21 protein-coding genes are annotated in these 25766 nt (G+C 72.7%); 9 read left to right on the top strand and 12 right to left on the bottom strand.

Annotated elements, in window-relative coordinates:
* Positions 1 to 17: 17 nt before the first annotated feature.
* Positions 18 to 542 carry a MarR family winged helix-turn-helix transcriptional regulator gene (locus SAM23877_RS15330; RefSeq protein WP_418080501.1) on the bottom strand — a complete coding sequence of 175 codons (525 nt, stop codon included), beginning with the start codon at positions 540 to 542 and terminating at the stop codon, positions 18 to 20.
* A gap of 86 nt (positions 543 to 628) precedes the next feature.
* Here SAM23877_RS15330 and SAM23877_RS15325 point away from each other — a divergent pair, with 86 nt between their 5' ends.
* From SAM23877_RS15325 to SAM23877_RS15315, 3 genes are all read left to right on the top strand, one after another.
* Positions 629 to 1414 (top strand): dioxygenase family protein, encoded by a 786-nt coding sequence (locus SAM23877_RS15325; protein ID WP_053132640.1) that lies wholly within the window; start codon positions 629 to 631, stop codon positions 1412 to 1414.
* A gap of 459 nt (positions 1415 to 1873) precedes the next feature.
* A complete protein-coding gene (locus tag SAM23877_RS15320) occupies positions 1874 to 2872 on the top strand; it encodes a sigma-70 family RNA polymerase sigma factor (RefSeq protein ID WP_053132639.1) in 999 nt (332 codons plus the stop codon).
* A 395-nt stretch (positions 2873 to 3267) separates the two neighbouring features.
* Positions 3268 to 4017, top strand: a complete 750-nt coding sequence (locus SAM23877_RS15315; RefSeq protein WP_053132638.1) for a TetR/AcrR family transcriptional regulator — start codon at positions 3268 to 3270, stop codon at positions 4015 to 4017.
* 171 nt (positions 4018 to 4188) lie between these two features.
* On the opposite strand, the gene SAM23877_RS15310 is transcribed toward SAM23877_RS15315, so the two are convergent.
* Complete coding sequence (locus SAM23877_RS15310; RefSeq protein WP_053142512.1) at positions 4189 to 5160, bottom strand: helix-turn-helix transcriptional regulator; 972 nt, start codon at positions 5158 to 5160, stop codon at positions 4189 to 4191.
* Between the two features lie 62 nt (positions 5161 to 5222).
* Here SAM23877_RS15310 and SAM23877_RS15305 point away from each other — a divergent pair, with 62 nt between their 5' ends.
* The 4 genes from SAM23877_RS15305 to SAM23877_RS15290 all read left to right on the top strand — a co-directional run bounded on the left by SAM23877_RS15305 (position 5223) and on the right by SAM23877_RS15290 (position 11219).
* The gene (locus SAM23877_RS15305; RefSeq protein WP_053132637.1) at positions 5223 to 6749 is read left to right on the top strand and encodes an MFS transporter; all 1527 of its coding nucleotides are present in this window, start codon (positions 5223 to 5225) and stop codon (positions 6747 to 6749) included.
* Between the two features lie 228 nt (positions 6750 to 6977).
* Positions 6978 to 7739 (top strand): DeoR/GlpR family DNA-binding transcription regulator, encoded by a 762-nt coding sequence (locus tag SAM23877_RS15300; protein ID WP_053132635.1) that lies wholly within the window; start codon positions 6978 to 6980, stop codon positions 7737 to 7739.
* On the top strand, positions 7736 to 8683 hold the full coding sequence (gene pfkB / locus SAM23877_RS15295) for a 1-phosphofructokinase (RefSeq protein ID WP_053132630.1): 948 nt from the start codon (positions 7736 to 7738) through the stop codon (positions 8681 to 8683). The genes SAM23877_RS15300 and pfkB overlap by 4 nt, the downstream gene beginning before the upstream one ends.
* Before the next feature lie 349 nt (positions 8684 to 9032).
* Complete coding sequence (locus tag SAM23877_RS15290; RefSeq protein WP_053132623.1) at positions 9033 to 11219, top strand: PTS fructose transporter subunit IIABC; 2187 nt, start codon at positions 9033 to 9035, stop codon at positions 11217 to 11219.
* 9 nt (positions 11220 to 11228) lie between these two features.
* Here the strand turns inward: SAM23877_RS15290 and SAM23877_RS15285 are convergent, their stop codons facing one another.
* From SAM23877_RS15285 to SAM23877_RS15270, 4 genes are all read right to left on the bottom strand, one after another.
* The gene (locus tag SAM23877_RS15285) at positions 11229 to 11975 is read right to left on the bottom strand and encodes a DUF6227 family protein (RefSeq protein ID WP_053132618.1); all 747 of its coding nucleotides are present in this window, start codon (positions 11973 to 11975) and stop codon (positions 11229 to 11231) included.
* A gap of 177 nt (positions 11976 to 12152) precedes the next feature.
* A complete protein-coding gene (locus SAM23877_RS15280) occupies positions 12153 to 13376 on the bottom strand; it encodes a L,D-transpeptidase (protein ID WP_053132605.1) in 1224 nt (407 codons plus the stop codon).
* Positions 13377 to 13712: 336 nt separating this feature from the next.
* On the bottom strand, positions 13713 to 14774 hold the full coding sequence (locus SAM23877_RS15275) for a P1 family peptidase (RefSeq protein ID WP_053132603.1): 1062 nt from the start codon (positions 14772 to 14774) through the stop codon (positions 13713 to 13715).
* A gap of 172 nt (positions 14775 to 14946) precedes the next feature.
* Positions 14947 to 16185, bottom strand: coding sequence for a low temperature requirement protein A (locus SAM23877_RS15270; protein WP_053132600.1), 1239 nt, complete (start codon positions 16183 to 16185; stop codon positions 14947 to 14949).
* Between the two features lie 113 nt (positions 16186 to 16298).
* Between SAM23877_RS15270 and SAM23877_RS15265 the strand changes: the two genes are divergently transcribed.
* Positions 16299 to 16478, top strand: a complete 180-nt coding sequence (locus tag SAM23877_RS15265) for a hypothetical protein (protein WP_053132597.1) — start codon at positions 16299 to 16301, stop codon at positions 16476 to 16478.
* A 55-nt stretch (positions 16479 to 16533) separates the two neighbouring features.
* Here the strand turns inward: SAM23877_RS15265 and mscL are convergent, their stop codons facing one another.
* From mscL to SAM23877_RS15240, 6 genes are all read right to left on the bottom strand, one after another.
* Entirely contained in the window at positions 16534 to 17004 is a 471-nt protein-coding gene (mscL, locus tag SAM23877_RS15260) for a large conductance mechanosensitive channel protein MscL (RefSeq protein ID WP_053132593.1), read from the bottom strand.
* Positions 17005 to 17193: 189 nt separating this feature from the next.
* On the bottom strand, positions 17194 to 17748 hold the full coding sequence (locus SAM23877_RS15255; protein ID WP_244902942.1) for a hypothetical protein: 555 nt from the start codon (positions 17746 to 17748) through the stop codon (positions 17194 to 17196).
* 339 nt (positions 17749 to 18087) lie between these two features.
* Positions 18088 to 18930 carry an S-methyl-5'-thioadenosine phosphorylase gene (locus tag SAM23877_RS15250; protein ID WP_053132590.1) on the bottom strand — a complete coding sequence of 281 codons (843 nt, stop codon included), beginning with the start codon at positions 18928 to 18930 and terminating at the stop codon, positions 18088 to 18090.
* A 146-nt stretch (positions 18931 to 19076) separates the two neighbouring features.
* A complete protein-coding gene (locus SAM23877_RS37410) occupies positions 19077 to 19415 on the bottom strand; it encodes an FmdB family zinc ribbon protein (protein ID WP_079030221.1) in 339 nt (112 codons plus the stop codon).
* 68 nt (positions 19416 to 19483) lie between these two features.
* Entirely contained in the window at positions 19484 to 20797 is a 1314-nt protein-coding gene (locus SAM23877_RS15245; protein WP_174532221.1) for an MFS transporter, read from the bottom strand.
* A 245-nt stretch (positions 20798 to 21042) separates the two neighbouring features.
* Complete coding sequence (locus SAM23877_RS15240) at positions 21043 to 22644, bottom strand: potassium/proton antiporter (RefSeq protein WP_425314758.1); 1602 nt, start codon at positions 22642 to 22644, stop codon at positions 21043 to 21045.
* A 218-nt stretch (positions 22645 to 22862) separates the two neighbouring features.
* Here SAM23877_RS15240 and SAM23877_RS15235 point away from each other — a divergent pair, with 218 nt between their 5' ends.
* Positions 22863 to 25715 (top strand): penicillin acylase family protein, encoded by a 2853-nt coding sequence (locus tag SAM23877_RS15235; RefSeq protein WP_053132584.1) that lies wholly within the window; start codon positions 22863 to 22865, stop codon positions 25713 to 25715.
* Positions 25716 to 25766: the final 51 nt, after the last annotated feature.

The raw sequence follows: 25766 nt of genomic DNA, 5'->3' as shown, positions 1-25766 counted from the left end.
CTGCCCCGGCCGCGCGCTCAGCGCAGCCAGGGCAGGTCCGCGCCCGCTTCACTGGGCTGAAGTCCCTCGGCGACGATCCGCATGATCTCGCCGAGGGACTTCTGCTGTTCCGGGGTGAGCCGGTCGAACACGGCCTGGCGCACGGCCTCCACGTGTCCCGGCGCGGTCTGCCCCAGGACCGCGTAGCCCTCGTCCGTGAGCACCGCGAACTGGCCCCGCTTGTCGGAGGGGCAGTCCTCGCGGCGCACCCAGCCGTTCTTCTCCAGGCGGGCGACCGCGTGCGAGAGGCGGGAGCGGGTGATCTTCGCGTACCGGGCCAGCTCCGTCATCCGCAGCCGTCGCCGGGGTGACTCGGCGAGCTTGACCAGCAGGCCGTAATAGACATGCGGCATCCCCGCGTCGCGCTGGAGCTGACGGTCGAGATGGTCCTCGAGGAGGGTGGCGGCCTCGATGTAGGAGCGCCAGACGCGCTGTTCCTCGGCGTTGAGCCAGCGGGGCTCGTCGGCGGGGACCGGGATGGGTGCCGTGTTCATGTATCCCATCGTACGGAACCACTGCTTGAAGTTTAAACAAAGACTGGGTAGATTCCGGAGTAGAGGTTGAGAGTTCAAGTACTGGAGGAGCCGTCATGTCCGCCGCCACCCGGGAACGCATGCCCGCCCTCTATCTGAGCCACGGCGCCCCGCCGCTCGCCGACGATCCCGTCTGGCCCGGCGAACTCGCCGCGTGGGCCGCGGCCCTGCCGCGCCCCAAGGCCGTCCTGGTCGTCTCCGCCCACTGGGAGGAGGCGCCGCTCGCCCTCGGCGCCACCACGACCGTCCCCCTGGTCTACGACTTCTGGGGCTTCCCGGAGCGCTACTACCAGGTGCGCTACGAGGCTCCCGGCGCCCCCGCGCTCGCCGAGTCCGTACGCAAACTGCTGCGCGCCCCCGGTACGCCCGTGCAGGACGTCCCCGACCGCGGCCTCGACCACGGCGCGTACGTGCCGCTCGTCGAGATGTACCCCGGCGCCGACATCCCGGTCCTCCAGGTCTCCATGCCGACCCTCGATCCGGCGCGGCTCATGGAGATCGGCCGCAGGCTCGCGCCACTGCGCGACGAGGGCGTGCTGATCATCGGCTCCGGTTTCTTCACCCACAACCTGGCCGCACTGCGTCAGTCCGGTGTCCCCGCCTGGTCCGCCGAGTTCGACGACTGGGGCAGGCGCGCCCTGGAGGCGGGCGACGTGGACGCGCTGCTCGACTTCGTCCGCACGTCCCCGGCCGGCCTGCTGGCCCACCCGCGCACCGAGCACTTCGCCCCGCTGTTCGTGACGATGGGGGCCGCGGACGCCGCCGGCGAGCTGGATCTGCACAGGTCCGTGATCGAGGGGTTCTGGATGGGGCTGGCCAAGCGGTCGGTGCAGTTCGGCTGACGGCGGCGGGCGGCGGGCGGCGGGCGGCGGGCGGCGGGTGGCGGACGGCGGGTGGTGGGTCCGGGTCCGTGGCAACCCTCGGGCGGTGCGGGCCGTCTACAGAGGTGAACGAGGCGGTGCCGAACGTGACGGGCGTCTCGCGTGCGCAGTGGTGGCAGAGGTCGCCGAGGGCTTCGAGGGGTCCCGTGCCCCCGCCCTGACCTGGACCTGCGCGCGCTCCGTCGGCATCGCGTCCCCCCGTGTGGCGCAGCAGGGTACTGCATGATCAGGAAATTCGGAGGACGGGGTGGGAATTCTGTCCGGATTCCAGTCGTTGTTTCCATCGGATGCAGGGCACCCGAGGAGAGTCCCGAAAGAGACCGGAGCGTCCCGAGAGTGGATCCGGGACCGGAGACAACCCCACACGGTGACCGACGTCCACAGGACCGCCCGCTGAACCACCATCGCAAGGGAGCACGCATGGCAACCCGTGCCGTCGCCCGTCGTAAGTCCGCCACCGGCGAGACGAGCGCCGCGGCAACCAGCGTCCGCGCCAACGGCGGCGAGCTCGCCGACCGCGATCTGGTCGGCATGTACCTCGACGAGATCGCGCGGACACCGCTGCTCGACGCCGCCAAGGAGGTCGAGCTCAGTCAGGCCATCGAGGCGGGTGTGTTCGCGCGGCAGGTCCTCGAAGGCTACGAGGAGACCGGGGCGGACGCCACCCGGGAGGAGCTCCAGGCGCTGATCGACGAGAGCGAGCGGGCGAAGGACGTCTTCATCCGCTCCAACCTCCGTCTGGTCGTCGCGGTCGCCCGCCGCTACCCCCGCAGCGGTCTGCCGCTCCTCGACCTGATCCAGGAGGGCAACGCCGGCCTGGTCCGCGCGGTCGAGAAGTTCGACTACCGCAAGGGCTTCAAGTTCTCGACGTACGCGACCTGGTGGATCCGTCAGGCCATCACCCGGTCCATCGCCGACCAGTCCCGCACCATCCGGCTGCCCGTCCACCTGGTGGAGGAGCTGGGCAGGATCCGGCGCGTGCAGCGCGAGTTCAACCGCGAGCACGGCCGCGAGCCGGAGCCCGCCGAGATCGCCGCCGAGCTCGGCTCGACCCCCGAGCGCGTCACCGACGTCCTCGACTGGGCCCGCGACCCGGTCTCGCTGAACATGTCGGTGGACGACGAGGGCGAGACCCAGTTCGGCGACCTGCTGGAGGACACCTCGGCCGTGTCGCCCGAGCAGTCGGTGATGACGCTGCTGCGCAGCGAGGAGCTCGACGACCTCATCGGCCGCCTCGACCCGCGCACGGCCTCCATCATCAAGATGCGGTACGGCATCGACGACGGCCGTGAGCGCACGCTGACCGAGGTCGGCAAGGAGCACGGGCTCACCCGCGAGCGCATCCGGCAGATCGAGAAGCACGCGCTGCTGGAGCTGAAGAAGCTGGCCCGCGACACCGGCTTCGAGGCGGCGGCCTAGACAGCACGCGTGAGGGAGGGGGCGTAGCGTGCTGCGTGGGGCGCACGCCGGTGGCCGAACCCCGCGCAAACATGGCCGTACAACGCTGCTTCAACCGGCGGGGGTCCGGGAAAAACAACTCCGGGCCCAGCGGTTCCGGTCCCGGGCCACCGCCTCCCGGACCGGCCTTCGGGCCACCCAGGACCACGTCCCGACGCACTCCCCCCGGCGCCGGGACTCTCCCGAGCCGGGCTCGGTGCCCCTCCCCCCCGGGGCGCCGCAGCCCGGCTCCATCCGTGCGGGAGCGCGGACCGGCCACGCACCGGCCCGTATCCGGGCGGCGGGACACCCCGGACCTGAACCCCGGGGTGGCCCGCCGGATGGCAGATTCTGCCACAGCGGCATAGCCTGCCGAAGTGAGCAGCACCGCCCCCGCATCGCCCGGCGACCCCGTCCCGTCCGCCGGTCCGGCGTCCTTCGCCCCCCAGTCGCCCGCCTCCGGCTCCGGTACCGGTCCGCAGGCGCTCTCCCTGACCGAGCGGCGCAAGGCCGAGACCCGGATGGCCATCGCCCGCGCGGCGGCCCGCCTCTTCGTCGGCCAGGGCCTGCGAGCCACCCGGGCCGAGGACATCGCCCGGGCCGCCGGCGTCGCCCCGCGCACCTTCTACCGCTACTTCGCCACCAAGGAGGAGGCCGTCGCCCCGCTCTACGCGCTGGGCGCCGAGCGCTGGGCGGCGGCCGTGCGCGAGGCCCCGCCCGAGCTGAGCCCCTCCGAGGCCCTGGAGCACGCCGTACGGCACACGCTGACGCCGGGCGCCGGCGTCTCGGCGGCGTCCTGGGAATGGGCCCGCACGCTCATCCGGCTGGCCGAGAGCAGCCCGGCCCTGCGCAAGGTGTGGGCGGAGGTCTGCCACACGACGGAGCGGAGCCTTGCGGAGGTGCTGGCCGAGCGGATGTCCGGCGGTGACGACAACGTTGCCGCGCGTCTGAGGGCCGCGCCCGAACTGCACTTCGGTGCCGCCGTCGCGGGGGCGGCGGTGCGGGTGGCCGTGGAGCGCTGGGCCACCTCCCCCGAGTCCGCCCGCAGTCCCCTGGAAGCGGCCCTGCGCAACCTGCAGGGCATGCGGGGATTCACCTGGGAGCCGGGACCCGCACCGCGAGGGTAGGGCCGACGCCGGGGACCGGACCGACGGTGACCTGCGATCACTGCGAGGTCACGCGTTCTCAGCCGCCCCCGGCGACCGCCGGTGCCGGGTCACGCGTTCTCGGCCGCCCCCGGTGACCGCCGGTGCCAGGTCGCGCGCCTCCGCCGCGCCTCGCCAACCGCCGGTGCCAGGTCACGCGCCCTCCGCCGCCCTCGCCAACCGCGCCCCCAGTCCTCGTACGCACTCCACGAGTTCCACCGGCTCCCGCACCCGGAAGTCCACGTCCAGCATCGCGAGACGCAACGCCATCCACTCCACCGCGTCGGACACGGTCGCCCGCAGGACGCACGACGCGCCGTCGTCCGCGGCTTCCGGCTCCCCGAGCCACTGCGGCAGGCGCGCCGCGACGACCTCGGCCGGGGCGTCGAAGGCGACCACGATCTCGTACGAGTCGCCGTGCCGCTGCATCGAGCGCCGCAGGTACTCCGCCGCGCTCCCGGTCGGCAGCTCGCGCGGAGCGAACCGCGCCCCGGTCGCCGACGGCCCGCTCACCCGGTCCACCCGGAAGGTCCGCCAGTCCTCCCGGTCGAGGTCGTAGGCGACCAGGTACCAGCGGCGCCCCGTCGACACCAGCCGGTACGGCTCCGTCACGCGCCGCGACTCGGTGCCGTCCCCCGCGCGGTAGGCGAACCGCAGCCGCTCCCGCCCGGCCACCGCGGAGGCCATGACGGTCAGCGTCTCGGGCGCGATGCTCGGGCCGTCCCCGCTGATCAGCGGTGTCGTCGCGGCCTGGAGCGTGGCGACGCGGTGACGCAGCCGCGACGGCAGCACCTGCTCCAGCTTGGCCAGCGCCCGCACCGACGCCTCGTCCACGCCCTCCACCGCGTGCCCGGCACCGGCGCGCAGACCGACCGCGATCGCCACCGCCTCCTCGTCGTCGAGGACGAGCGGCGGCATCGCCTTGCCGGCCACCAGCCGGTAGCCGCCGTCGGCGCCCATGGTCGACTGCACCGGATAGCCCAGCTCACGCAGCCGGTCGATGTCCCGCCGGACCGTGCGACGGGAGACCCCGAGCCGGTCGGCGAGTTCGCCGCCGGGCCACTCGCGGGGCGTCTGGAGGAGAGAGAGAAGCGTCAGGAGCCGGGCCGGAGTGTCCGTCGTCATGATGCCGAGGATGCCGCACATCTAGGACGAGACCTGTCCTATAGGCGGCATAGCTTCGGTCCATGACCTTCTCGCACACCCCGGACCCCTCCCCAGCCCGGCAGGCCGCCGGTGACCGCCGTCGTTGGCTCGCCCTCGCGATCGTGATGACCGCCGCCTTCATGGACCTGGTCGACGTCACCATCGTCAACATCGCGATCCCGTCGATCCAGCAGGACGAGGGCGCCACCTTCAGCCAGATCCAGTGGATCACCGCCGGTTACGCCCTCGCGTTCGCCGCCGGCCTGATCACCGGCGGGCGGCTCGGCGACATCCACGGCCGCAAGCGGGTGTTCCTCATAGGCATCGGTGGCTTCACCGTGGCGTCCGCGCTGTGCGGCCTCGCCGTGAACCCGGAGATGCTGGTCGCCTCCCGCATCCTCCAAGGAGCCATGGCGGCGCTGATGGTGCCGCAGGTGCTGTCGATCGTGCACGCCACCTTCCCGGCGCACGAACGCGGCAAGGTGTTCGGCCTGTTCGGCGCGATCGTCGGACTGGGTGCCGTGTCCGGCCCGCTGCTGGGCGCCCTGCTCACCGAGTGGAACCTCTTCGGGCTCGAGTGGCGGCCCATCTTCCTCATCAACCTGCCGGTCGGCGTCGCCGGACTCGTCCTCGGCAGCCGCTTCATCACCGAGTCCAAGGCGCCGCGCGCCCTCCGGCTGGACCTGGTCGGGGTCGCCCTGGTCACCCTGGGCCTGCTGATGCTGGTCTACCCGCTCACCCGGGGCCGTGAGCTGGGCTGGCCGCTGTGGGGACACCTCTCGATGGGCGGCGCGGTCGTGGTCCTCGCGCTGCTGGTGGCGTACGAGCGCCGCAAGAGCGCGCGGGACGGCTCGCCGCTGGTCGAACTGTCGCTGTTCAAGGTGAAGAGCTTCGCGGCCGGCATCGCCGTGCAGACCGTGTTCGGGGTCGCGCTCGGCATCTTCTTCCTGGTGTGGACGCTGTACATGCAGGTGGGGCTCGGCTGGAGCCCGCTGCGGTCCGGGCTGACGGGCGTGCCGTTCTCCCTCGCCGTCTCCGTGGCGGCCGGGGTGTCGGTGCAGAAGCTGGTGCCGCGCTTCGGACGCAAGGTGCTCCAGGCGGGCGCGCTGGTGATGGCGGCCGGGGTCCTGCTCTACATCGGGGAGTCCGAGCGCTACGGCCTCGGCATCACGTCCTGGCAGATGGCGCTGCCGCTCGTCGTCATGGGCGTCGGCATGGGCCTGATCGTCGCCCCGCTGACGGACGCGGTGCTGTCCCAGGTGCCGCGTGAGCACGCCGGGGCCGCGTCCGGGCTCATCAACACCGTGCAGCAGATGGGCAACGCGCTGGGACTCGGCCTGGTGTCGGTGGTCTTCTTCGGCACGATGAGCGACCACCTGGCCCCGGCCCGCATCGGCCCGGCCTACGCGGACGCCTTCGAGAACGCGCTGGGCTGGGTGGCCGCGGTGATGGCCGTGATCTTCCTGCTGATGTTCGCGCTGCCCAAGCGGCCGGCCCAGCACGTGGAAGGGGCGGCGGACGAGGACCCGGCGCGAGTGGGGGAGCGGAAGGAGCCCACGCTGGTCTGACCGCCGCGCTCCGGGGGTGAGGGGGCGGGTCCGGCACTTCGGTGCCTACCCGCCCCCTCACCCTTGCGCCGCGCCCCCACCCGCTCCCTTCTTCCGCAGCCGAGCCCTCATGCCCGTTCATGCCCGATTAGGTTTGGCTGCTTCCGTTTGGCTGTTTACAATCCCGAAAACCGGGCGTAGCCTCCGGTGAAACCACAGGTTCGGGCACAGTGCGGAGGCGAACGGTTCATGTACGCACCGGAGCGGCAGCAGGAGATCCTCCGGCTCGCCCGGGACGGCGGCCGGGTGGACGTGGTGTCGCTGGCCGAGGAGTTCCAGGTGACGGCGGAGACCATCCGCCGTGACCTGAAGGCTCTGGACCGCGCCGGCCTGCTCCGCCGGGTGCACGGTGGCGCGATCCCCGCCGGCCGGCTCGACTTCGAGCCCGACCTCGCCGAGCGCGAGTCCACGGCGGCCGACGAGAAGGACCGCATCGCCAAGGCGGCCCTGGCGGAACTGCCGGCCGACGGCACGATGATCCTCGACGCCGGTTCGACGGTGGCCCTGCTGGCCGCGGCGATCCCGCCGGAGTCCTCGCTGACCGTCGTCACCCACAGCCTGCCCATCGCGGCCCGCCTCGCCGACCACCCCGGCATCCAGCTCCACCTGGTCGGCGGGCGCGTGCGGCACCGTACGCGCGCCGCCGTGGACGCCTGGGCACTGCGCGCGTACGGCGAGATCCGCGCCGACCTGGTCCTGGTGGCCGCCAACGGCTTCTCCGCCGAGCACGGCCTGACCACGCCCGACCTCGCCGAGGCCGCGGTGAAACGGGCCGCCGTCGCGGCCGCCCGGCGGGTGGTGCTGCTCGCCGACTCCTCCAAGCACGGCCAGGAGCACTTCGCCCGCTTCGGTGCCCTGAGCGACGTGGACCTGCTGATCACCGACGGCGGGCTGAGCCCCGACGACGCCACCGCCATCGAGCGCGCCGGCACGGAAGTAGTACGCGCATGATTCTCACCGTCACCCCCAACCCCTCCCTCGACCGCACCTACGAGGTGCCCTCCCTGGACCGCGGCGAGGTCGTCCGCGCCACGGGCGAGCGCGTCGACCCGGGCGGCAAGGGCGTCAACGTCTCGCGCGCGGTGACGGCGGCGGGCCGGCGCACCGTGGCGGTGCTCCCGCTCGGCGGCGCCCCGGGCGCGCTCGTGGCCGACCTGCTCGACGCCCAGGGCATCGAGGTCGCGCCGGTGGCGATCGCCGGCGCCACCCGGTCCAACATCGCGCTCGCCGAGGCCGACGGCGTACTGACGAAGATCAACGCGCCAGGACCCGAACTGTCGCAGGCCGAGCGGGAACTGCTGCTGGAGACCGTGCGGCGGCAGTCCCGCGGCGCCGACTGGATCGCGTGCTGCGGCAGCCTGCCCCGCGGACTGGCCCCCTCCTGGTACGCGGCCCTGGTCGCCCGGGCGCACGCCGCCGGTGTCCGCATCGCCCTGGACACCTCCGGTCCCGCCCTGCTGCACGCGCTGCGCGAAGGGCCCGACGTGGTCAAGCCGAACGCCGAGGAGCTCGCGGGGGCCGTCGGGCGTCCCCTGGCGACCGTCGGCGACGCCCTGAAGGCCGCGGAGGAGTTGCGGGAGCGGGGCGCACGGTCCGTGCTCGCCAGCCTGGGCGCCGACGGACAGCTGCTCGTGGACGACGCGGGCGCCTGGTTCGGCAGCGCCCGCGTGGCGGCCGTACGCAGCAACGTCGGCGCCGGTGACTCCTCGCTCGCGGGTTTCCTCGTCGCCGGCGGTGCGGGGCCGGACGCCCTCGCCTCCGCCGTCGCGCACGGCGCGGCCGCCGTCCAGCTCCCCGGCAGCGTGATGCCGACGCCGGCCGACCTGGACCCGGGCGCGGTGACGGTCACGGCCGAGGTGCCGGTGGACCGCGCACTGCGGGAGCCGGCGTCATGACGGTCCCGCGTGTGCCCGTGCCTGGGGTCTCCGGCCCTGGGGCGTACGGCCCTGGGGTCTCCGGCCCTGGGGCGTATGGCCCGGGCGGGTGTGGCCTTGCCGTGTCCGTCCCGGGCGGGGCCGTTCCCCGGGTGTCCGTCCTTGGGATGCCTGGCCCTGGCGCGTCCGTCCCTGGCGCGTCCGTCCCCGGCCGGGCCGTCCCGGGTGGGGCCGTTCCCCGGGTGTCCGTCCCCGGAGTCCCCGGCCGCCGTGCCCAGGGCCCTCGTCCCCACCGCAGTACCCCCGTCCCCCTCCCCGTCCTCGCCCACCACCTCACGACCCGGGCGATACGCGAGCTAAGGAGCCCGCGATGAGCGACATGATCACCGCGGATCTGGTCGACCTCGACCTGTCCGCCGACACCAAGGAAGCCGCCGCACGTGCCCTCGCCGGGCGGATGGCGGCCCTGGGCCGGGTGACCGACCTGGAGGGCTTCCTGGCCGACGTGGCCGCCCGCGAGGCGCAGATGCCGACCGGCCTCGACGGCGGCATCGGCATCCCGCACTGCCGCAGCGAGCACGTCACCGAGCCGACGCTCGCCTTCGGGCGCAGTGCGGACGGCATCGACTTCGGGGCGGCGGACGGCCCGGCCGACCTGATCTTCCTGATCGCCGCGCCGGCGGGTGCCGACGACGCCCACCTGACGATCCTCTCGTCGCTGGCCCGGCAGCTCATGAACGCCGAGTTCACCACCGCGCTGCGGTCGGCGGACGACGCGGGAGCCGCCGTGGCGCTGATCCGGGGCGAGGCCCCGGCCGGCCCCGAGGGCGAGCTCCGTACCGCGGGCGCATCCGCGGGTGACGAGGACCCCGTGGCGGGCTCGGCGGCGGCCTCCGCCGAGCCCGCCACGGACAGCACCGGCGGCGTGGGCGGCACCGGCGCCACGAACGGCACTGGCGGCACAAGCGACACCGGCACCGCGGACGGTACCGACGCCGCGGAGGGGACCCGTCGGCAGTCGGACGCGGGCGAACCGGCCGGACCCGGGCGCCCCTTCCGCATCGTCGCCGTCACCTCCTGCCCCACCGGTATCGCGCACACCTACATGGCCGCCGAGGCGCTGGAGAACGCGGGCCGTGCGGCGGGCGTCGAGGTCGTCGTCGAGACCCAGGGATCGGCCGGCTTCAGCCGGCTCGACCCGGCGGTGATCGCGGCGGCGGACGGCGTGATCTTCGCCCATGACGTGCCCGTGCGCGAGAAGGACCGCTTCGCCGGGAAGCCCACCGTCGACACCGGCGTGAAGGCGGCCGTCAACCGGCCCGGCGAACTGATCGGCGAGGTCCGCGGCAAGGCGGCCCGCGGCGAGGTCGGGCCCGCGGGTTCCGCCCCCGCGGCGCCCGTCGAGCGCGGCGGCGAGGCCGGCGAGGGGTACGGCACCAAACTGCGCAAGTGGCTGATGAGCGGCGTCAGTTACATGGTCCCCTTCGTCGCGGCCGGCGGACTGCTCATCGCCCTCGGCTTCGCGATCGGCGGCTACGAGATCAACAAGGCGCCGTCGGTGATGGACCACTTCGTGTGGACGCAGGCGGACAGCTGGGCGGCGCTGCTGTTCCAGATCGGCGGCGTGGCCTTCGCCTTCCTCGTCCCGGTGCTGGCCGGCTACATCGCCTACGGCATGGCCGACCGGCCCGGCCTGGTGCCCGGATTCGTCGGCGGCTCGATCGCGCTGACCATCAACGCCGGTTTTCTCGGCGGCCTGGCGGCCGGCCTGATCTCCGGTGCCGTGGTGATGGCGATCCAGCGGATACGCATCCCGGTGGCCCTGCGCGGCATCATGCCGGTGGTGGTGATCCCGCTGATCTCCTCGGCGGTCGTCGGCTTCCTGATGTTCGTCGTCATCGGCAAGCCCATCGCGTCCGCGCAGAAGGCGATGACCGACTGGCTGAGCGACCTGTCCGGCGCCAACGCCGTACTGCTCGGCGCCCTGCTCGGCCTCATGATGTGCTTCGACCTGGGCGGCCCGGTCAACAAGGTCGCCTACGCCTTCGCCACCGCCGGCATCGCCGTGTCGGACCCGAGCGACTCGGCGATGAAGATCATGGCCGCGGTCATGGCGGCGGGCATGGTCCCGCCGCTGGCGATGGCCCTGGCCACGACCGTCCGCTCCAGGCTCTTCAACGCCGCCGAACGCGAGAACGGCAAGGCCGCCTGGGTGCTGGGCGCCTCCTTCATCTCCGAGGGCGCCATCCCGTTCGCCGCGGCCGATCCGCTGCGGGTCATCCCGGCGTCCATGGCGGGCGGCGCGGTCACCGGCGCCCTGTCGATGGGATTCGGCGCCACGCTGCGCGCCCCGCACGGCGGCGTCTTCGTGGTCCCGCTGATCGGGAATCCGCTGCTCTACCTGGTCGCGCTCGCGGCGGGCGTCTGCGTCACCACGGCCCTGGTGATCGTCCTCAAGGGCCTGCGCAAGCCGGCGCCCGGAGCGGCATCCCAGGGGCCCGGCGACGCGGACCCGTCCGCCTCGGCGCCCGGCACGAGGCAGCCGGTGGCCGCGTAAGGGGAGGCCTCAGGAGACCTGCGCCGCGCGCAGCTCCATCGCCCGCCGGGCGGCGTCCTCGCTCTCGTACACCTCGCACATGTGCCGTCCGTCGGGCGTGGCCGTGTGCTCGACCTCCCAGAGGGAGACCTCGGCGCCGTCACGCAGCAGGAAGGCGTGCTCGTAGAGCGAGAAGCCGATGCGGGCGCGCCCCGCGCGGCCGGGGCCGCCGAAGGCCTGGGTGATCCGGTGTCCGGACGCCGTCGCCAGCCGGGCGGCGTGGTCGGCGCCGGGCCGGTCCGGGTTCTCCGCCCGGCGCAGCAGCCTGCGGGCGTGGTCCGCCGAGGCGTCGGGGACGTAGGCGTGGCGCGGGGCGGGGGCCGGGGACAGCTGCACCTGCACCGGCAGTTCGAAGTCGGGTGCGTCCGGCGGCAGAGCCAGCCGGGCGGTGGCGGCGCGCAGCTCCTCCTCGTCCACGTACACCTCGTGCTGCGGTTCGCTGCCCGGGGCGGTGTTGTGCACGATCTCCCAGAGGGTGAGCGCGGAGCCGTCGGCGAGCAGCCAGGTGTGGCGGTACGTCTCGCGGTGCAGGCCCGCGCTGTGGTGCGCGGAGTGCAGCGAACCGTCGTGCGCCAGCGCGCAGTCCAGCTGCCGTATCGTCTCGTCGGGCAGCTCGAACGAGTTGAGGGTGCGACCCAGCAGTCGCATGAGGTGCTCCTCCGGAGACTCGGCCGACTCGGGTGGTTCGTACGCTGCCGTCTCGTACGGAACGCTCAAGGTTTCTCCCGGCGTTGCTGCATGTCACCTTGTGGGTGCATACCGTAGCCCCTCGGTCGGACATCATGTCCGGGAACCGAGAAAACGTACGCACGAAAAACGCGCGGGCCGCGCGAAATGTTCCCGCGCGACCCGACGGTCACTCAAAATACGCTGCTCAGAAGGCCGGACGGCCGGTCAGACGGCGCTGCCGGCGACCCACTCGCTCCAGGCCATGTTCCAGCCGTTGAGGCCGTTGTCCGGCGCGATCGCGCCGTCCGGGGAGTTCTTGACGGTCACGACGTCCCCGATGAGCGAGTTGTCGTAGAACCACTTGCCGTCGGTGGCGGCCTGCCCGCCCTGGGCGTCCCGCAGCCCGACGCAGCCGTGGCTGGTGCCCCGGGCGCCGAAAGGCGGGTTGCCCCGGTCGTACCAGTAGTTGCCGTGGACGAAGGTGCCGGACTGGCTCAGCCGCATCGCGTGCGGCACGTCCGGGATGTCGTACTCCCCGCCGAACCCGACCGTCGACCCGTCCATGTGCGTCTGCTCGGACTTCTCCGAGATCACCATCTGCCCGTTGTACGTCGGGGTCTCGGCACTGCCCGCCGAGATCGGGACCGACCTGAGGGTCTTGCCGTCGCGCACGACCGTCATGGTCTGCGTGTCCGCGTCCACCGTGGAGACCTGCGCGCGGCCCACCGTGAAGGTGACGGTCTTCCTCTGCACGCCGTGGACGCCGTTCGCACCCTCGACACCGTCGAGGTCGATCTTCATGGTGACCTTGGAGCCGGCCTTCCAGTACTCCTCGGGCCGGAAGTCGAGCCGCTGGGCGCCGAACCAGTGCCCGACCACCTCCTGGCCGCTGCTGGAGGTGACCGTGATGTGCGACTGCACGCTCTTCCGGTCGCTGATCGCCTTGTCGAAGGTGAACGACACCGGCATCCCCACGCCCACCGTCGTGCCGCCGTCCGGGGTGTACGAGCCGATGAAGCTGTTGGCCGGGGAGACGGTGGTGAAGACCGAGTCGGCGGCGGCCGTACGGCCGTTGGCGTCCTCGGCCCGCGCCGTGATCCGGTACTTCGTGCCCCGTTCCAGCTGCTCCTTCGGCTTCCAGCTGCCGCCGTCGGCCGACACCGCGCCCGGCACGGCCGCGCCCGTCTCCGCCACCGTCATCCGCACGTCGGTCAGCCGGCCGTCGCTGACCTTCACGCCGGTCGCGTTGATCGAGGCGCCGGTCGAGCCGTCCTTCGCCGAGATCACGACGTCCGCGACCGAGGTCTTCGCGGACTCCGCGCCGCCCTTGCCGCCCTTCTCGTCCTCGGCGCTGGCGCTTCCGCCGCAGGCGGTGAGGGCGAGGGCGCCGACGACCAGGGCGGCGACGGCCCCCAGTACGCGCCGCGATGCTATGTCCGGCGTTGTCACGGGCTGCTCCAGGTTCAGGTGTTGTGCGGTGTTCCGCTTCAGCCCTGTAGAGGCGGTCCGCGGCCGTCGGGGTTCCCGCCGCCCGCCCGAAGCACCGACGCGTGACAGAACCGGGACAATCGCCTGCCCCTTCCGGCCAACTGACCGCGCGACACCACCAGTAGAGCTCCCGCACGACCCGCACGACCCGCACGACCCGCACGGCCCGCACGGCCCGCACGGCCCGCACGGCCCCGCATGCCCCGCGCACCCGCACGGCCCGCATGCCCCGCGCACCCGCGCGGCCACCACCCGCGAACCGCCTCGACCACCCGGGTCGGTCGTCCGCCGAAGCCCTCAACCGGTGCTGGACGGCGCCCCGTAGAACTCCTCCGACCCGTAGAGCTCCTCGTAGGACGGCCAGGCACCGCCCGGCCCGTCCACCGGACCGGCGGCCCGTACGGCACGCACGATCGCGCGCGTCACCACGTCCGCGCCCGCCGCCAGCACCTCGTTCAGCGCGAGCGGCTCCCTCGCGTCGAGAGGGCGCTCGCCGGTCGCCAGGGCGAACACCGTGTCCCCGTCGCTGAGCAGGTGGACCGGCCGTACCGCCCGGGCGATGCCGTCGTGAGAGGTGCCGGCCAGCTTCTGCGCCTGCGCCTTGGACAGCTCCGCGTCGGTGGCGACCACGGCGAGCGTGGTGTTGAGCGGCGGCGGCGCGTTCCTCGCCGCGACCTCGGCGAGACGCCGCCCGGCGGCCTCGTGGACGGCGGGCGCCGGATACCTGACGCGCCCACCCCGGAACAACTCCCCGTACAGCACCCCCGTTTCCGGGTCCGTCACCGACCCCGCCGCGTTGGCCACCACCAGCGCCGCCACGGTGATTCCCGAGTCCAGCACGGTGCTCGCCGTGCCGACCCCGCCCTTCAGCGTGCCGACGACGGCCCCCGTGCCCGCGCCGACGCATCCCTCGGCAACCGCCGCGCCCGGTGCGCTCCGGTGGGCCGCCTCGACCGCCGCCCGTCCCGTGGCCGCGTCCGGCCTGGCCCGGAAGTCGCCCCCGCGTCCCAGGTCGAAGACGCAGGCCGCGGGGACCACCGGCACGACGTGAGCGGGGTCCGGGCCGACGCGCACCCCACGTCGGCGCTCCTCCAGCCAGGCCATCACCCCCGACGCGGCGTCGAGCCCGTACGCGCTGCCCCCGGTCAGCACCACCGCCTGCACCCTCTGCACCAGGTTGCGCGGATCGAGCGCGTCGGTCTCCTTGGTGCCGGGGCCGCCGCCGCGCACGTCCACGCCGGCCACCGCCCCGCCCTCCGGCGCGAGCACCACCGTGGTGCCCGTGAGCCACCCGTCGCCGGTCCGCGTCGCATGCCCCACCGACAGGCCGGCGACGTCCGTCAATGCGTCAACTGTCATGCCGCCAGTCTCGACGAGGCACGGGCACAGGCGGGCAGGGACAGGCGGGCGGAGATGGCCCGACCGGCACCGGCACGGACCGGCACGGGCACGGCCGCAGGACCGGCACGGGCACAGCGCTGGACCGGCACGGGCACGGCCGCAGGAACACCGGAGCCGGTGCCGGCCGGTATCAGGCTCCGGGCGTCGCCGGTTCCCGCCCGTGCGCGCTCCGCCGCGCGGTCAGCGCCACCCCCACCGCCACGGCCAGCGCCAGGACGATCCCGGCCACGAGCACCGCCACGTCGCCGAGGAAGGTGCAGCAGATCACCAGCAGCGCGGCCGTCGGCAGCACCAGCTGCTCGGCGAGACCCACCTTGAAGTGCCGTGCGTGCAGGGCCCACACCGCGAGCAGGAAGAGCGCCGTCGGCAGGGTCACCGCCGCGGACGCCGCGAGCTGCGAGATGTGCGCCTTGCCCACCGACTGCTCCACCGCCACCTCCAGACCGGCACCGATCGCCGCGGCGGAGGCGAACACCAGATAGTGGCCGTAGCCCCACAGGAACGACTGCCTGCTGGACCGCAGGTACCCGTGGACGGGCACGACGAAGTAGATCCACCAGGCGGCGAAGACGATCAGCAGTCCGCCCGCCGCGATCGGCAGCAGCTCGCCCAGCGCGTCGTTCTCCTCGATGCCGGACTTCACCGCGACCGTGGCCGCCGCGATGGTCTCGCCGAGCACGATGATCGTGAACAGCCCGTACCGCTCGGCGATGTGGTGCGGATGCCAGGACGAGGTGTGCTTGCGCTCCGCGAAGACCGGCACGCACAGCTCCAGCACCACCATGCCCAGGAACAGCCAGCCCCGTCCGCCCTCCGGCAGGAACAGCAGCCCCAGCCAGCCGAGCTGGCAGACCAGCACGCCACCGGCGTACCTCAGGGCCATCGTGTTCTCCGGTGGCCCGGCGGAACGGGCCGCCCGCAGCCACTGCGCCGCCATGGCCACCCGCATGATCACGTAACCGAGCACCACGGCCGTCCAGTCGTGGTCCTCGAAGGCCCGGGAGACCCCGGCCGCGAGCACCAGCACACCGGCGATCTGCACCAGGGTGACGATCCGGTAGAGCACGTCGTCGTTGTCGTACGCCGAGGCGAACCAGGTGAAGTTCATCCACGCCCACCAGATGGCGAAGAACACCATGGCGTAGTTGAGGACGCCTTCGCCGGCATGGCTCTCGGCGACGGAGTGCACCAACTGGGCGCCCGCCTGGGCGACGGCGACGACGAAGCACAGATCGAAGAAGAGCTCCAGCGGTGTGGCGGCGCGGTGCGACTCGTGCCGGCCGCGGGCCGTCAGTCGGCTCAGGGGCGGGCGCACGCCGGGAGCTTCGGGCGGCCCGGAGGGCGCGCTTGCGGGGGTCGGACTGGACATCATGGTCCCCAGCACAGCAGAGACGGTGCGGATGTGCTTGCGGGCGCCCCCGTCCGCCGGGAGGAGCGGGGAAGGCGGAGCACCGCCCGCCGGGCGGGCCGTACCCTGGAGACATGAGCAGCACCCCCGATCCCGAGCCCCGCGCGCCCCGCCCCGCGCTGGTCTTCGACGACCCGCTGGACCAGCAGACCTCGGACGACACCGACCGCGGCTGGGGCGAGCGGTCCGAAGGCAGCGGCAGCGCGGCCGACCTGAAGCGCTTCCTCGACGAGAAGCCGCCCCACCACCTGTGAGCCGCGCGGGCACCCGCCCGCGGTCGGGCCCTTCCCGCCGCGGACGGCGCCGGCGCTACGGGCGGTCGTGACCCGACCCGCGCTGCGCGACCAGCGCGTCGCGGATCTCCTTGAGCACCTCCAGTTCGGAGACCTCCATGACCTCCTGCGTGCTCTCCTTCGCCTTGCGGCGGGCCTCCATCTTCGCCAGGTACTTCGACATGGGCAGGACCATCAGGAAGTAGACGACGGCCGCGGTGATCAGGAAGGTGAGGGTGGCGCCCAGCACCGAGCCCCAGAGGATCCGCACGCCCGTCGCACTGTCGCCGGTACCGGTGCAGGGACCCTTGAGGCACGAGCTGTAGTTGTCCAGGCTCTGGGTGCCGAACGCTCCGATCAGGGGGTTGATGACCCCCTTCACCACCGAGTTGACGATGTTGGTGAAGGCGGCGCCGATGACCACCGCCACCGCCAGATCGATGACGTTCCCGCGCATCAGGAAGGCCTTGAAGCCCTGCCAGACGCTCGGCTCGTTCTTCTCGCTCACCTCGGGGACTCTCCTCGCATGAACAGGTCTCGCCCGACCGGGGCGCGCGGGGACGGGGCGCGCACGAACGGGTCTGTCGCGGACCAGGTGTGGAACAAAACGCTCCGCAACCTACGTCAGCGTTGGGCCGTCCTGTCCAATCCGGCCCCTCGATCGAGCGACCGGACGGCGCGCGGAGGCCGAGGGCGCTCAGCACAGCGTCACCGCCAGCCGCGCCGAGGCTCCCGCGCCGACCAGCCGGTGGGCGGTGGCGCGCGGTACCGAGACCACGACCAGCGCCCCGCTCGCCGCGCTCCCGTCCTCGGGTGCGGGCAGCTTCGTCACCCGCGCTCCGCGCGCGATCACGGAGGCGTCGCCCGCGCCGCCGTCTCCGGCCGCGACGACGTCGACCCGGTCGCCCGGCCTGAGCAGTCGGACGGTGGCCGCGTCGGCGATCCGCAGCGGCGCCGTCACCAGCTCCGCGCCGTGCCGCTCGCGCACCTGCCCGGTCACCGGATGCCCGCGCGCCCGCTGGGCGTCCTGCGGACCGGTGCCGGTGCCGGGGCGCGGGCCGGCCGCCACCAGCGCGGCGGCGGTGACGGCGAGCCCGGCGGCCACCGTCCGTCGCCGGTGCCGGACGAGCCGGTGCAACCGCTGCCGCCCACCGCGCACCCGTACGGGAGCGAAGTGCGGCACCTCGCAGGTGGGCGGAGCGTCGGTGGCGAGGGCCGGCGCGGCGTGATCGGCGGGACGGGACAGGGACATGGGGAGCACCACCTGTGACGAGGGAACGGCTTGCGGACCCACGATGGGCCTTTTCGCCGCCGCCCGTCGGAGCCCGTGGACCACCGCCCGGTTGTGGAAAACACCCTCACCCGAACGGGACGCTCCCCTCCGCCCAGGCTCTCGGGGGCCTGCCCCGCCCAGGTTCTCCGGGGCCCGCCCCGTCCAGGCTCTCGGGGGCCCGCCCCGCCCAGGCTCTCCGGGACCGGCCCCGCCCAGGTTCTCCGGGGCCCGCTCCGCCCAGGCTCTCCGGGACCCGCCCCGCCCAGGATCTCCGGGACCGGCCCCGCCCAGGCTCTCCGGGACCCGCCCCGCCCAGATCTACGGCAGCACGATCCCCGGGTCCATGCCGCCGAGGGCCGTCGCACACCGGCAGTCCCGCTCACCGGCCGCCGGGAGTGCGGCCACCGTGTCGAAGAGGACGTCCCGCAGCCGGTCCACGTTCGCCGCGAACACCCGCAGGACCTCCTCGTGGGAGACCCCTTCGCCGCTCTCCGCGCCGGCGTCGAGGTCGGTGACGAGGGTCAGCGAGGTGTAGCAGAGCTCCAGTTCACGGGCGAGCGCCGCCTCCGGGTGGCCGGTCATGCCCACCACCGACCACCCCTGCGCCCGGTGCCACAGCGACTCCGCACGCGTCCCGAAGCGCGGCCCCTCCACCACGACCAGGGTGCCGCCGTCCACGGGCTCCCAGTCGCGTCCCCGTGCCGCCTTCAGCGCGGCGGCCCGGCCGGCGCCGCAGTACGGGTCCGCCAGCGAGACGTGCACGACCCCGGGCACCGTGCCGTCGGGCAGCGGCAGGCCGTCGAAGTAGGTCGAGGGCCGGGTCCTCGTGCGGTCGACGAACTGGTCCGGCACCAGCAGGGTCCCCGGCCCGTACTCGGGGCGCAGACCGCCGACCGCGCACGGGCCGAGGACCTGGCGCACGCCGACCGAGCGGAGTGCCCACAGGTTGGCCCGGTAGTTGATCCGGTGGGGCGGCAGATGGTGGCCGCGCCCGTGCCGGGGCAGGAAGGCGACCCGCCGGCCGGCGACCTCGCCGAGGAAGAGGGAGTCGCTGGGCGGCCCGTAGGGGGTGTCCACCTCGATCTCGGTCACGTCGTCGAGGAACGAGTAGAGACCGGAGCCGCCGATCACGCCGATCTCGGCATTCACCTTGTTCGCCATGCCCGCACCCTAGCCGCCCCCTGAAACGCCGAGGACCCCGTCGTCGGCCGACGACAGGGTCTCGTGAGACTACGAGGAACCGTGGAAAGGCCCCCGCGGCGAGGGTGCCTCCTACGCCGCGGCGGTGCTTTCGCGGAGAGGGAGCCTCACGCGGCGGTGGAACCCGCGGAGCTGCCCGAGCCCGACGAGGAACCCGACTTCGAGGACGAACCGGAGCCCGACGAGGAACCCGAGTCCGACGAGGACGAGGACGACGTCGAGGAGGAGGCCGGCTTCGAGGACGACGACGGCGAGCTGCTGGACGAGCTGCCGCGGCTGTCGTTGCGGTAGAAACCGGAGCCCTTGAAGACGATGCCGACCGCGGAGAACACCTTCTTCAGGCGACCCTGGCAGTTCGGGCACTCGGTCAGAGCGTCGTCGGTGAACTTCTGCACCGCCTCGAGGCCCTCGCCGCACTCGGTGCACTGGTACTGGTACGTCGGCACTTGTCTTCCTCCTGGCACTCTCACTCGATGAGTGCTAACGACGATCCATAGTGACGCATTCCTCGGGATCAGTCCACTACGGCAGGCTCGCGGTGACCGACGCCACGTGTGACCGTACGCTCGCGCGGCCGGGTCGCCAGCCGCGAGCGCAGCGTCAGCAGCGTCGCCAGGGCGAGCACCGTGCCGGCCATCGGCACCAGGAACCCGGCGCCGTCCCACAGCCGGTCCTCCAGCTGGCCGGAGACGGTCACGGCCGCCGCCTGGCCGAGCGCCACGGCGCCGGTCAGCCAGGTGAAGGCCTCGGTGCGGGCGCCGGCCGGCACCAGGCCCTCGACCAGGGTGTAGCCGGTGATCAGGGCGGGCGCGATGCACACGCCGACGAGCAGGCCGAGGCCGGCCAGCACGAGCACCGAGTGCGCGGCCCACAGACCGGACGCGGTCAGCGCCAGGGCGGTGTACCCGACCAGGAGGCGCTGCTGCGGGGCGGTCCTCCAGGCGATGGCGCCGCAGGCCAGACCGGAGAGCATGTTGCCCGCGGCGAAGACGCCGTACAGGACGCCGTTCAGCCCGGGCTCGCCGATGGACTCGGTGAACGCGGCCAGCGACACCTGCATGCCGCCGAAGACGGAACCGATGCCCAGGAAGACCACGATCAGGACCCGTACCCCGGGGATGCGCAGCGCCGGAACGTGCTCCACGCGCGCGTGGTCGCCGTCGGGGCGGCCGACCACCGGCTGGGTGCTCTTCTGCGCGGCGAACAGCAGACCGCCCACCAGGGTGAGCGCGGCCTCCGTGACCAGGCCGGCGGCCGGGTTCACGGCCGTGCACAGGGCGGTCGCCACCAGCGGGCCCAGGACGAAGGTCAGCTCGTCCGTGACGGACTCGAAGGCGGCCGCCGTGCTCATCAGGGGGGAGCCCTTGAGCTTCACGGCCCAGCGGGCCCGCACCATGGGCCCGACCTGCGGCACCGAGGCGCCGGTGGGTACGGCCGCCGCGAAGAGCGCCCACAGGGGCGCGTCCGCGAGGGCGAGGACGGTCAGCGTCAGACCGGACGCCGTGTGCACGAGCACGCCGGGGAGCAGCACGGCGCGCTGCCCGTAGCGGTCGGCGAGCCGGCCGCTGTAGGGGGCGAACAGGGCCATGGAGACACCGGTGACGGCGGCCACGGCGCCCGCGACGCCGTAGGAGCCGGAGGTGTGCTGCACGAGCAGCACGATGGAGAGCGTCAGCATGGCGAAGGGCTGGCGTGCCGCGAAGCCGGGGAGCAGGAACGTCCAGGCGCCGCGGGTGCGCAGCAGCTGCCCGTATCCGGGGCGGGCGGAGGCGGGAGCGTGCGGGTCCCTCTCCTGCGACTTCTTCGACGGGGTGACCGTGGATGCCACGGCCCGTGCCTTTCTGCCGCCTGGTAGCGCGGTTCCCGTCCATGGTCGTGACCGTGCGGGAGCGCCGAGAGCTGTCCTCTTGCGCGGACTGCGGTAGATGCCGGAGCCCGTTGGGGAGGGGGCGTGCCGGCCGCCATACGGTCGCGCCAGCTCTGCGTCAGGCAGAGTTGGTTCGATCAGGTGCCGCCTTCATCGTACAGGGAGCCAGGGGGCGCGACCTGTGAAAGCGAGCACCCCCCACCCGTTCACCTGCGATTGCCGCCCGTGTCTCCGGAGTGCAGCCAGCCGGCCAGCTTGCCGCCCTGGCCGACCGCGCGCAGCCGCGCCTCGGCGGCGTCCCGGACCGGGTCGGTGGCGACCACGAGGAGTTCGTCCCCGCGCCGCAGCCCCGTCGTCGGCAGCGGCACGAACGACTTGCCGTCGCGGACGACCAGCGTGACGGCGGACCCGGCCGGCAGCCGCAGCTCGCTGACCTCGACGCCGTGCATCCTCGACCCCTCGGGGACGGTCAGCGACAGCAGGTGCCCGCGCAGCCGCTCCAGCGGTGCCGACTCGATGCCGAGGTCGGCGGCCTCGTCGCCCTGGCCCAGGCCCAGCTTCCCGGCCAGCCAGGGCAGCGTCGGCCCCTGGACCAGGGTGTAGACGCAGACCAGCACGAAGACGATGTTGAAGATCCGGCGGCTGCCGTCGACACCCTCCACCATGGGGATCGTCGCCAGGATGATGGGCACCGCGCCGCGCAGCCCTGCCCAGGACATCAGCGCCTTCTCCCGCCACGGCACCCGGAACGGCAGCAGGGACGCCACGACGCTCAGCGGTCGCGCCACCAGCGTCAGCACCAGCCCGATGACCAGGGCGGGAAGGATGTCGTCGCCCAGTTCGTGCGGAGTGACCAGCAGGCCGAGCAGCACGAACATGCCGATCTGCGCGAGCCAGCCGAGCCCGTCGGCGAACCCGCGGGTGGCGGGCCAGTGCGGCAGCCGGGCGTTGCCCATGACCATCGAGGCGAGGTAGACCGCCAGGAAGCCGCTGCCGTGGGCCATCGCGCCCGCCGCATAGGCCGCGACGGCGATCGACATGACGGCGATGGGGTAGAGGCCGGAGGCGGGCAGCGCGACGTGCCGCAGCCCCCACGACCCGAGCCAGCCGACCGCGAGACCGATGGCCGCGCCGATGGCCAGCTCCAGGGTGATCTCGCCCAGCAGCACGTACCAGTGCTCGATCGGGCCGGCCGTGGAGAAGGCGACCACGAGGATGACCACCGGGGCGTCGTTGAAGCCCGACTCGGCCTCCAGCGTGCCCGTTATGCGTGCGGGCAGCGGGATCCTGCGCAGCACCGAGAAGACGGCCGCGGCGTCCGTCGAGGACACCACCGCCCCGACGATCAGTGCCTGCCGCCACTCCAGCCCGGTCAGGTAGTGGGCGCCCGCCGCCGTGACGCCGACACTGATCGCGACTCCGACCAGGGCCAGTGCGGAGGCGGCCGGCAGGGCCGGTTTCGCCTCCTTCCACTTCGTGCCGAGGCCGCCTTCGGCCAGGATCACGACCAGGGCGGCGTATCCGATGACCTGGACCAGTTCGGCGTCGTCGAACTTGATGTCGCCGATGCCGTCCTGGCCCATGGCGACGCCGATGGCCAGGTAGACGAGCAGGCTGGGAAGCCCGCTGCGCGAGGAGATCCGGACCGCCGCCACGGCGATGAGCAGGACCAGTGAGCACAGGAGCAGGAGCTGGTTGAGGTGGTGGACAGTCAGCGGCCGTTCCCTTCCCTGGCGCACAGCACGGTTCACAGCACGTACCACGGCGGACGAGCGCGCCCGCGCGGTGCGCGGGAAGCACACCCCCATGGCACACGAAGCCGCAGTGCTCCGCGGACAACTACTTCGTTACCTTACCTAACTCTTGACGCTTTCTTGACGCTCGCCTTGGCAAGATCGAACGCCCGTGCGCGCCGGTACCCGACTCCGCGTCAAGGGGAAGCGGGGCCTGCGCCTACAGTTGCTCCAGCGCTCAGTACAAAGCACAGCCCGCCCCTGCCGCTCGTGTTAGGACAGCAAGGACAGCGATGCCCCCCACCAACACCGCCTCCACGGGTCAGCAGCCCGGCACGTCCGGCAGGAAGAAGGGGCGCAAAGCGCGCCTGCTCGTCCTCGTGCTGGTACTGGCCATCATCGGCGGCCTCGCCTACGGGGCGTACTGGTCCATCAGCACCGTCCGCGCGTCCTTCCCGCAGACCAAGGGCTCGCTCACGCTCGAGGGCCTGTCGGGGCCGGTCGACGTCAAGCGCGACGGCTACGGCATCCCGCAGGTCTACGCCTCCTCCGACGAGGACCTGTTCATGGCGCAGGGCTACGTCCAGGCACAGGACCGGTTCTACGAGATGGACGTGCGCCGCCACATGACCGCGGGGCGCCTGTCGGAGATGTTCGGCAAGAGCCAGATCGACAACGACGAGTTCCTGCGCACCCTGGGCTGGCACCGGGTGGCGCAGAAGGAGTACGACGAGAAGCTGTCGGCCTCCACGAAGAAGTACCTCCAGGCGTACGCCAAGGGCGTCAACGCCTACCTGAAGGGCAAGGACGGCGCGGACATCTCCCTGGAGTACGCGGCCCTCGGCTTCACCAACGACTACCAGCCCCAGGAGTGGACCCCGGTCGACTCGGTGGCCTGGCTGAAGGCGATGGCCTGGGACCTGCGCGGGAACATGAAGGACGAGGTCGACCGCGCCCTGATGACCAGCCGGCTGGGCCCCCAGCAGATCGCCGACCTGTACCCGGCCTACCCGTACGACCGGAACAAGGCGATCGTCCAGGAGGGCCAGTACGACGAGGTCACCCAGACGTTCGACGGCGGCGGCGGGTCCGGCGGCGACGGCTCCGGAACGGGCACCGGCACCGGCACTGGCTCCGGCACCGGCACTGGCTCCGGCACCGGGACCGGAGAGGGCACCGGCACGGGCACCGGACAGGGCACCGGCACCGGAAGTGGCACGGGCACCGGCACGGGCACCGGCACCGGCCTGGAGAGCCAACTGGCCAGCCTCCAGAACGTCCTGGACGACGTCCCCACCGCCGTCGGTGTGAACGGCAACGGCATCGGCTCCAACTCCTGGGTCGTCTCCGGCGAGCACACCATCACCGGCAAGCCGCTGCTGGCCAACGACCCGCACCTGTCGCCGTCGCTGCCCTCCGTCTGGTACCAGATGGGCCTGCACTGCCGCAGCGTCTCCGCGAAGTGCCAGTACGACGTCGCCGGCTACACCTTCGCGGGCATGCCCGGCGTGGTCATCGGCCACAACCAGGACGTCGCCTGGGGCCTGACCAACTCCGGCGTCGACGTCACCGACCTGTACCTGGAGAAGATCACCGGCGCCGGCTACCAGTACGACGGCAAGGTGGTCCCCTTCGAGACGCGCGAGGAGACCATCAAGGTCGCCGGCGGCGAGTCCAAGAAGATCGTCGTCCGCGAGACCAACAACGGCCCCCTGCTCTCCGACCGCGACGACGAGCTGGTGAAGACCGGCAAGAAGGCCACCGTCGACACCTCCGCCCCCGACCGCGGTGACGGGTACGGCGTCGCGCTGCGCTGGACCGCGCTGGAGGCGGGCACCACCATGGACGCCGTCTTCGCGATGGACCGGGCGAAGAACTGGGACGAATTCCGCGAGGCCGCCACGCTGTTCGACGTCCCCTCGCAGAACCTGGTCTACGCCGACAGTGAGCACATCGGTTACACGCTGCCCGGCAAGATCCCGGTGCGCGCCGAGGGCCACGACGGCTCCGTCCCGGCACCGGGCTGGAACTCCGAGTACCGGTGGACCGGCGAGTACATCGACCAGGACGAGCTGCCCTACGAGTACGACCCGGACCGCGGCTACATCGTGACCGCCAACCAGGCCGCCGTCGACGAGGACGAGTACCCGTACACGCTGACCGCGGACTGGGGCTACGGCACCCGCAGCCAGCGGATCACCTCCCTGATCGAGCAGAAGATCAAGGACGGCGGCAAGATCTCCACCGACGACATGCGCCAGATGCAGCTGGACAACAGCAGCGAGATGGCCAAGCTGCTCGTGCCCCAGCTGCTGAAGATCGACGTCGGCGACAAGGACGTCCGCGAGGCGCAGAAGCTGCTGGAGGGCTGGGACTACACCCAGGACGCCGACTCGGCCGCCGCCGCCTACTTCAACGCGGTCTGGCGCAACCTCCTCAAGCTCGCCTTCGGTAACAAGCTGCCCAAGGAGCTGCGGGTCGAGGGCCAGTGCCTGTGGGTCGACCCGGTCAACACCACCGGACCCGCGGACGAGACCAACAAGGTCCGCGAGTGCGGCCAGCGCGACGCCGACCAGGCGCAGCCCGACGGCGGCGACCGCTGGTTCGAGGTCGTCCGCAACCTGATGGACAAGCCGAAGAGCGACTGGTGGACGACCCCCGCCTCCGGCACCCGCAAGGGCGCCGACCACAACCGCGACGACCTGTTCAAGCGCGCCATGGTGGACGCCCGCTGGGAGCTGACCGCCAAGCTCGGCAAGGACATCGACTCCTGGAACTGGGGCCGGCTGCACCGCCTGTTCCTGAAGAACCAGACCCTGGGCACCGAGGGCCCCGGCTTCGTGAAGTACGCCCTCAACCGCGGGCCGTGGAAGCTCAGCGGCGGCGAGGCGGCGGTCAACGCCTCCGGCTGGAACGCGGCCGGCGGTTACGGGGTGGTGTGGGTGCCGTCCATGCGGATGGTGGTCAACCTCGGTGACCTCGACAAGTCCCGCTGGATCAACCTCACCGGCGCCTCCGGGCACGCCTACAGCGCGCACTACACCGACCAGACGGACAAGTGGGCCGACGGTGAGCTGCTGCCGTGGGCCTTCTCGAAGAAGGCGGTCGACGAGAGCACGAGCGACACACTGGTGCTCAAGCCCTAGCCGGCACCGCTCGACGGGAAAACGGCCTCCACGCGCGCGTGGAGGCCGTTC

Source organism: Streptomyces ambofaciens ATCC 23877, from assembly GCF_001267885.1.
In the GTDB taxonomy this organism is placed as follows: domain Bacteria; phylum Actinomycetota; class Actinomycetes; order Streptomycetales; family Streptomycetaceae; genus Streptomyces; species Streptomyces ambofaciens.
This window is presented reverse-complemented; position numbering and strand designations above follow the sequence as displayed.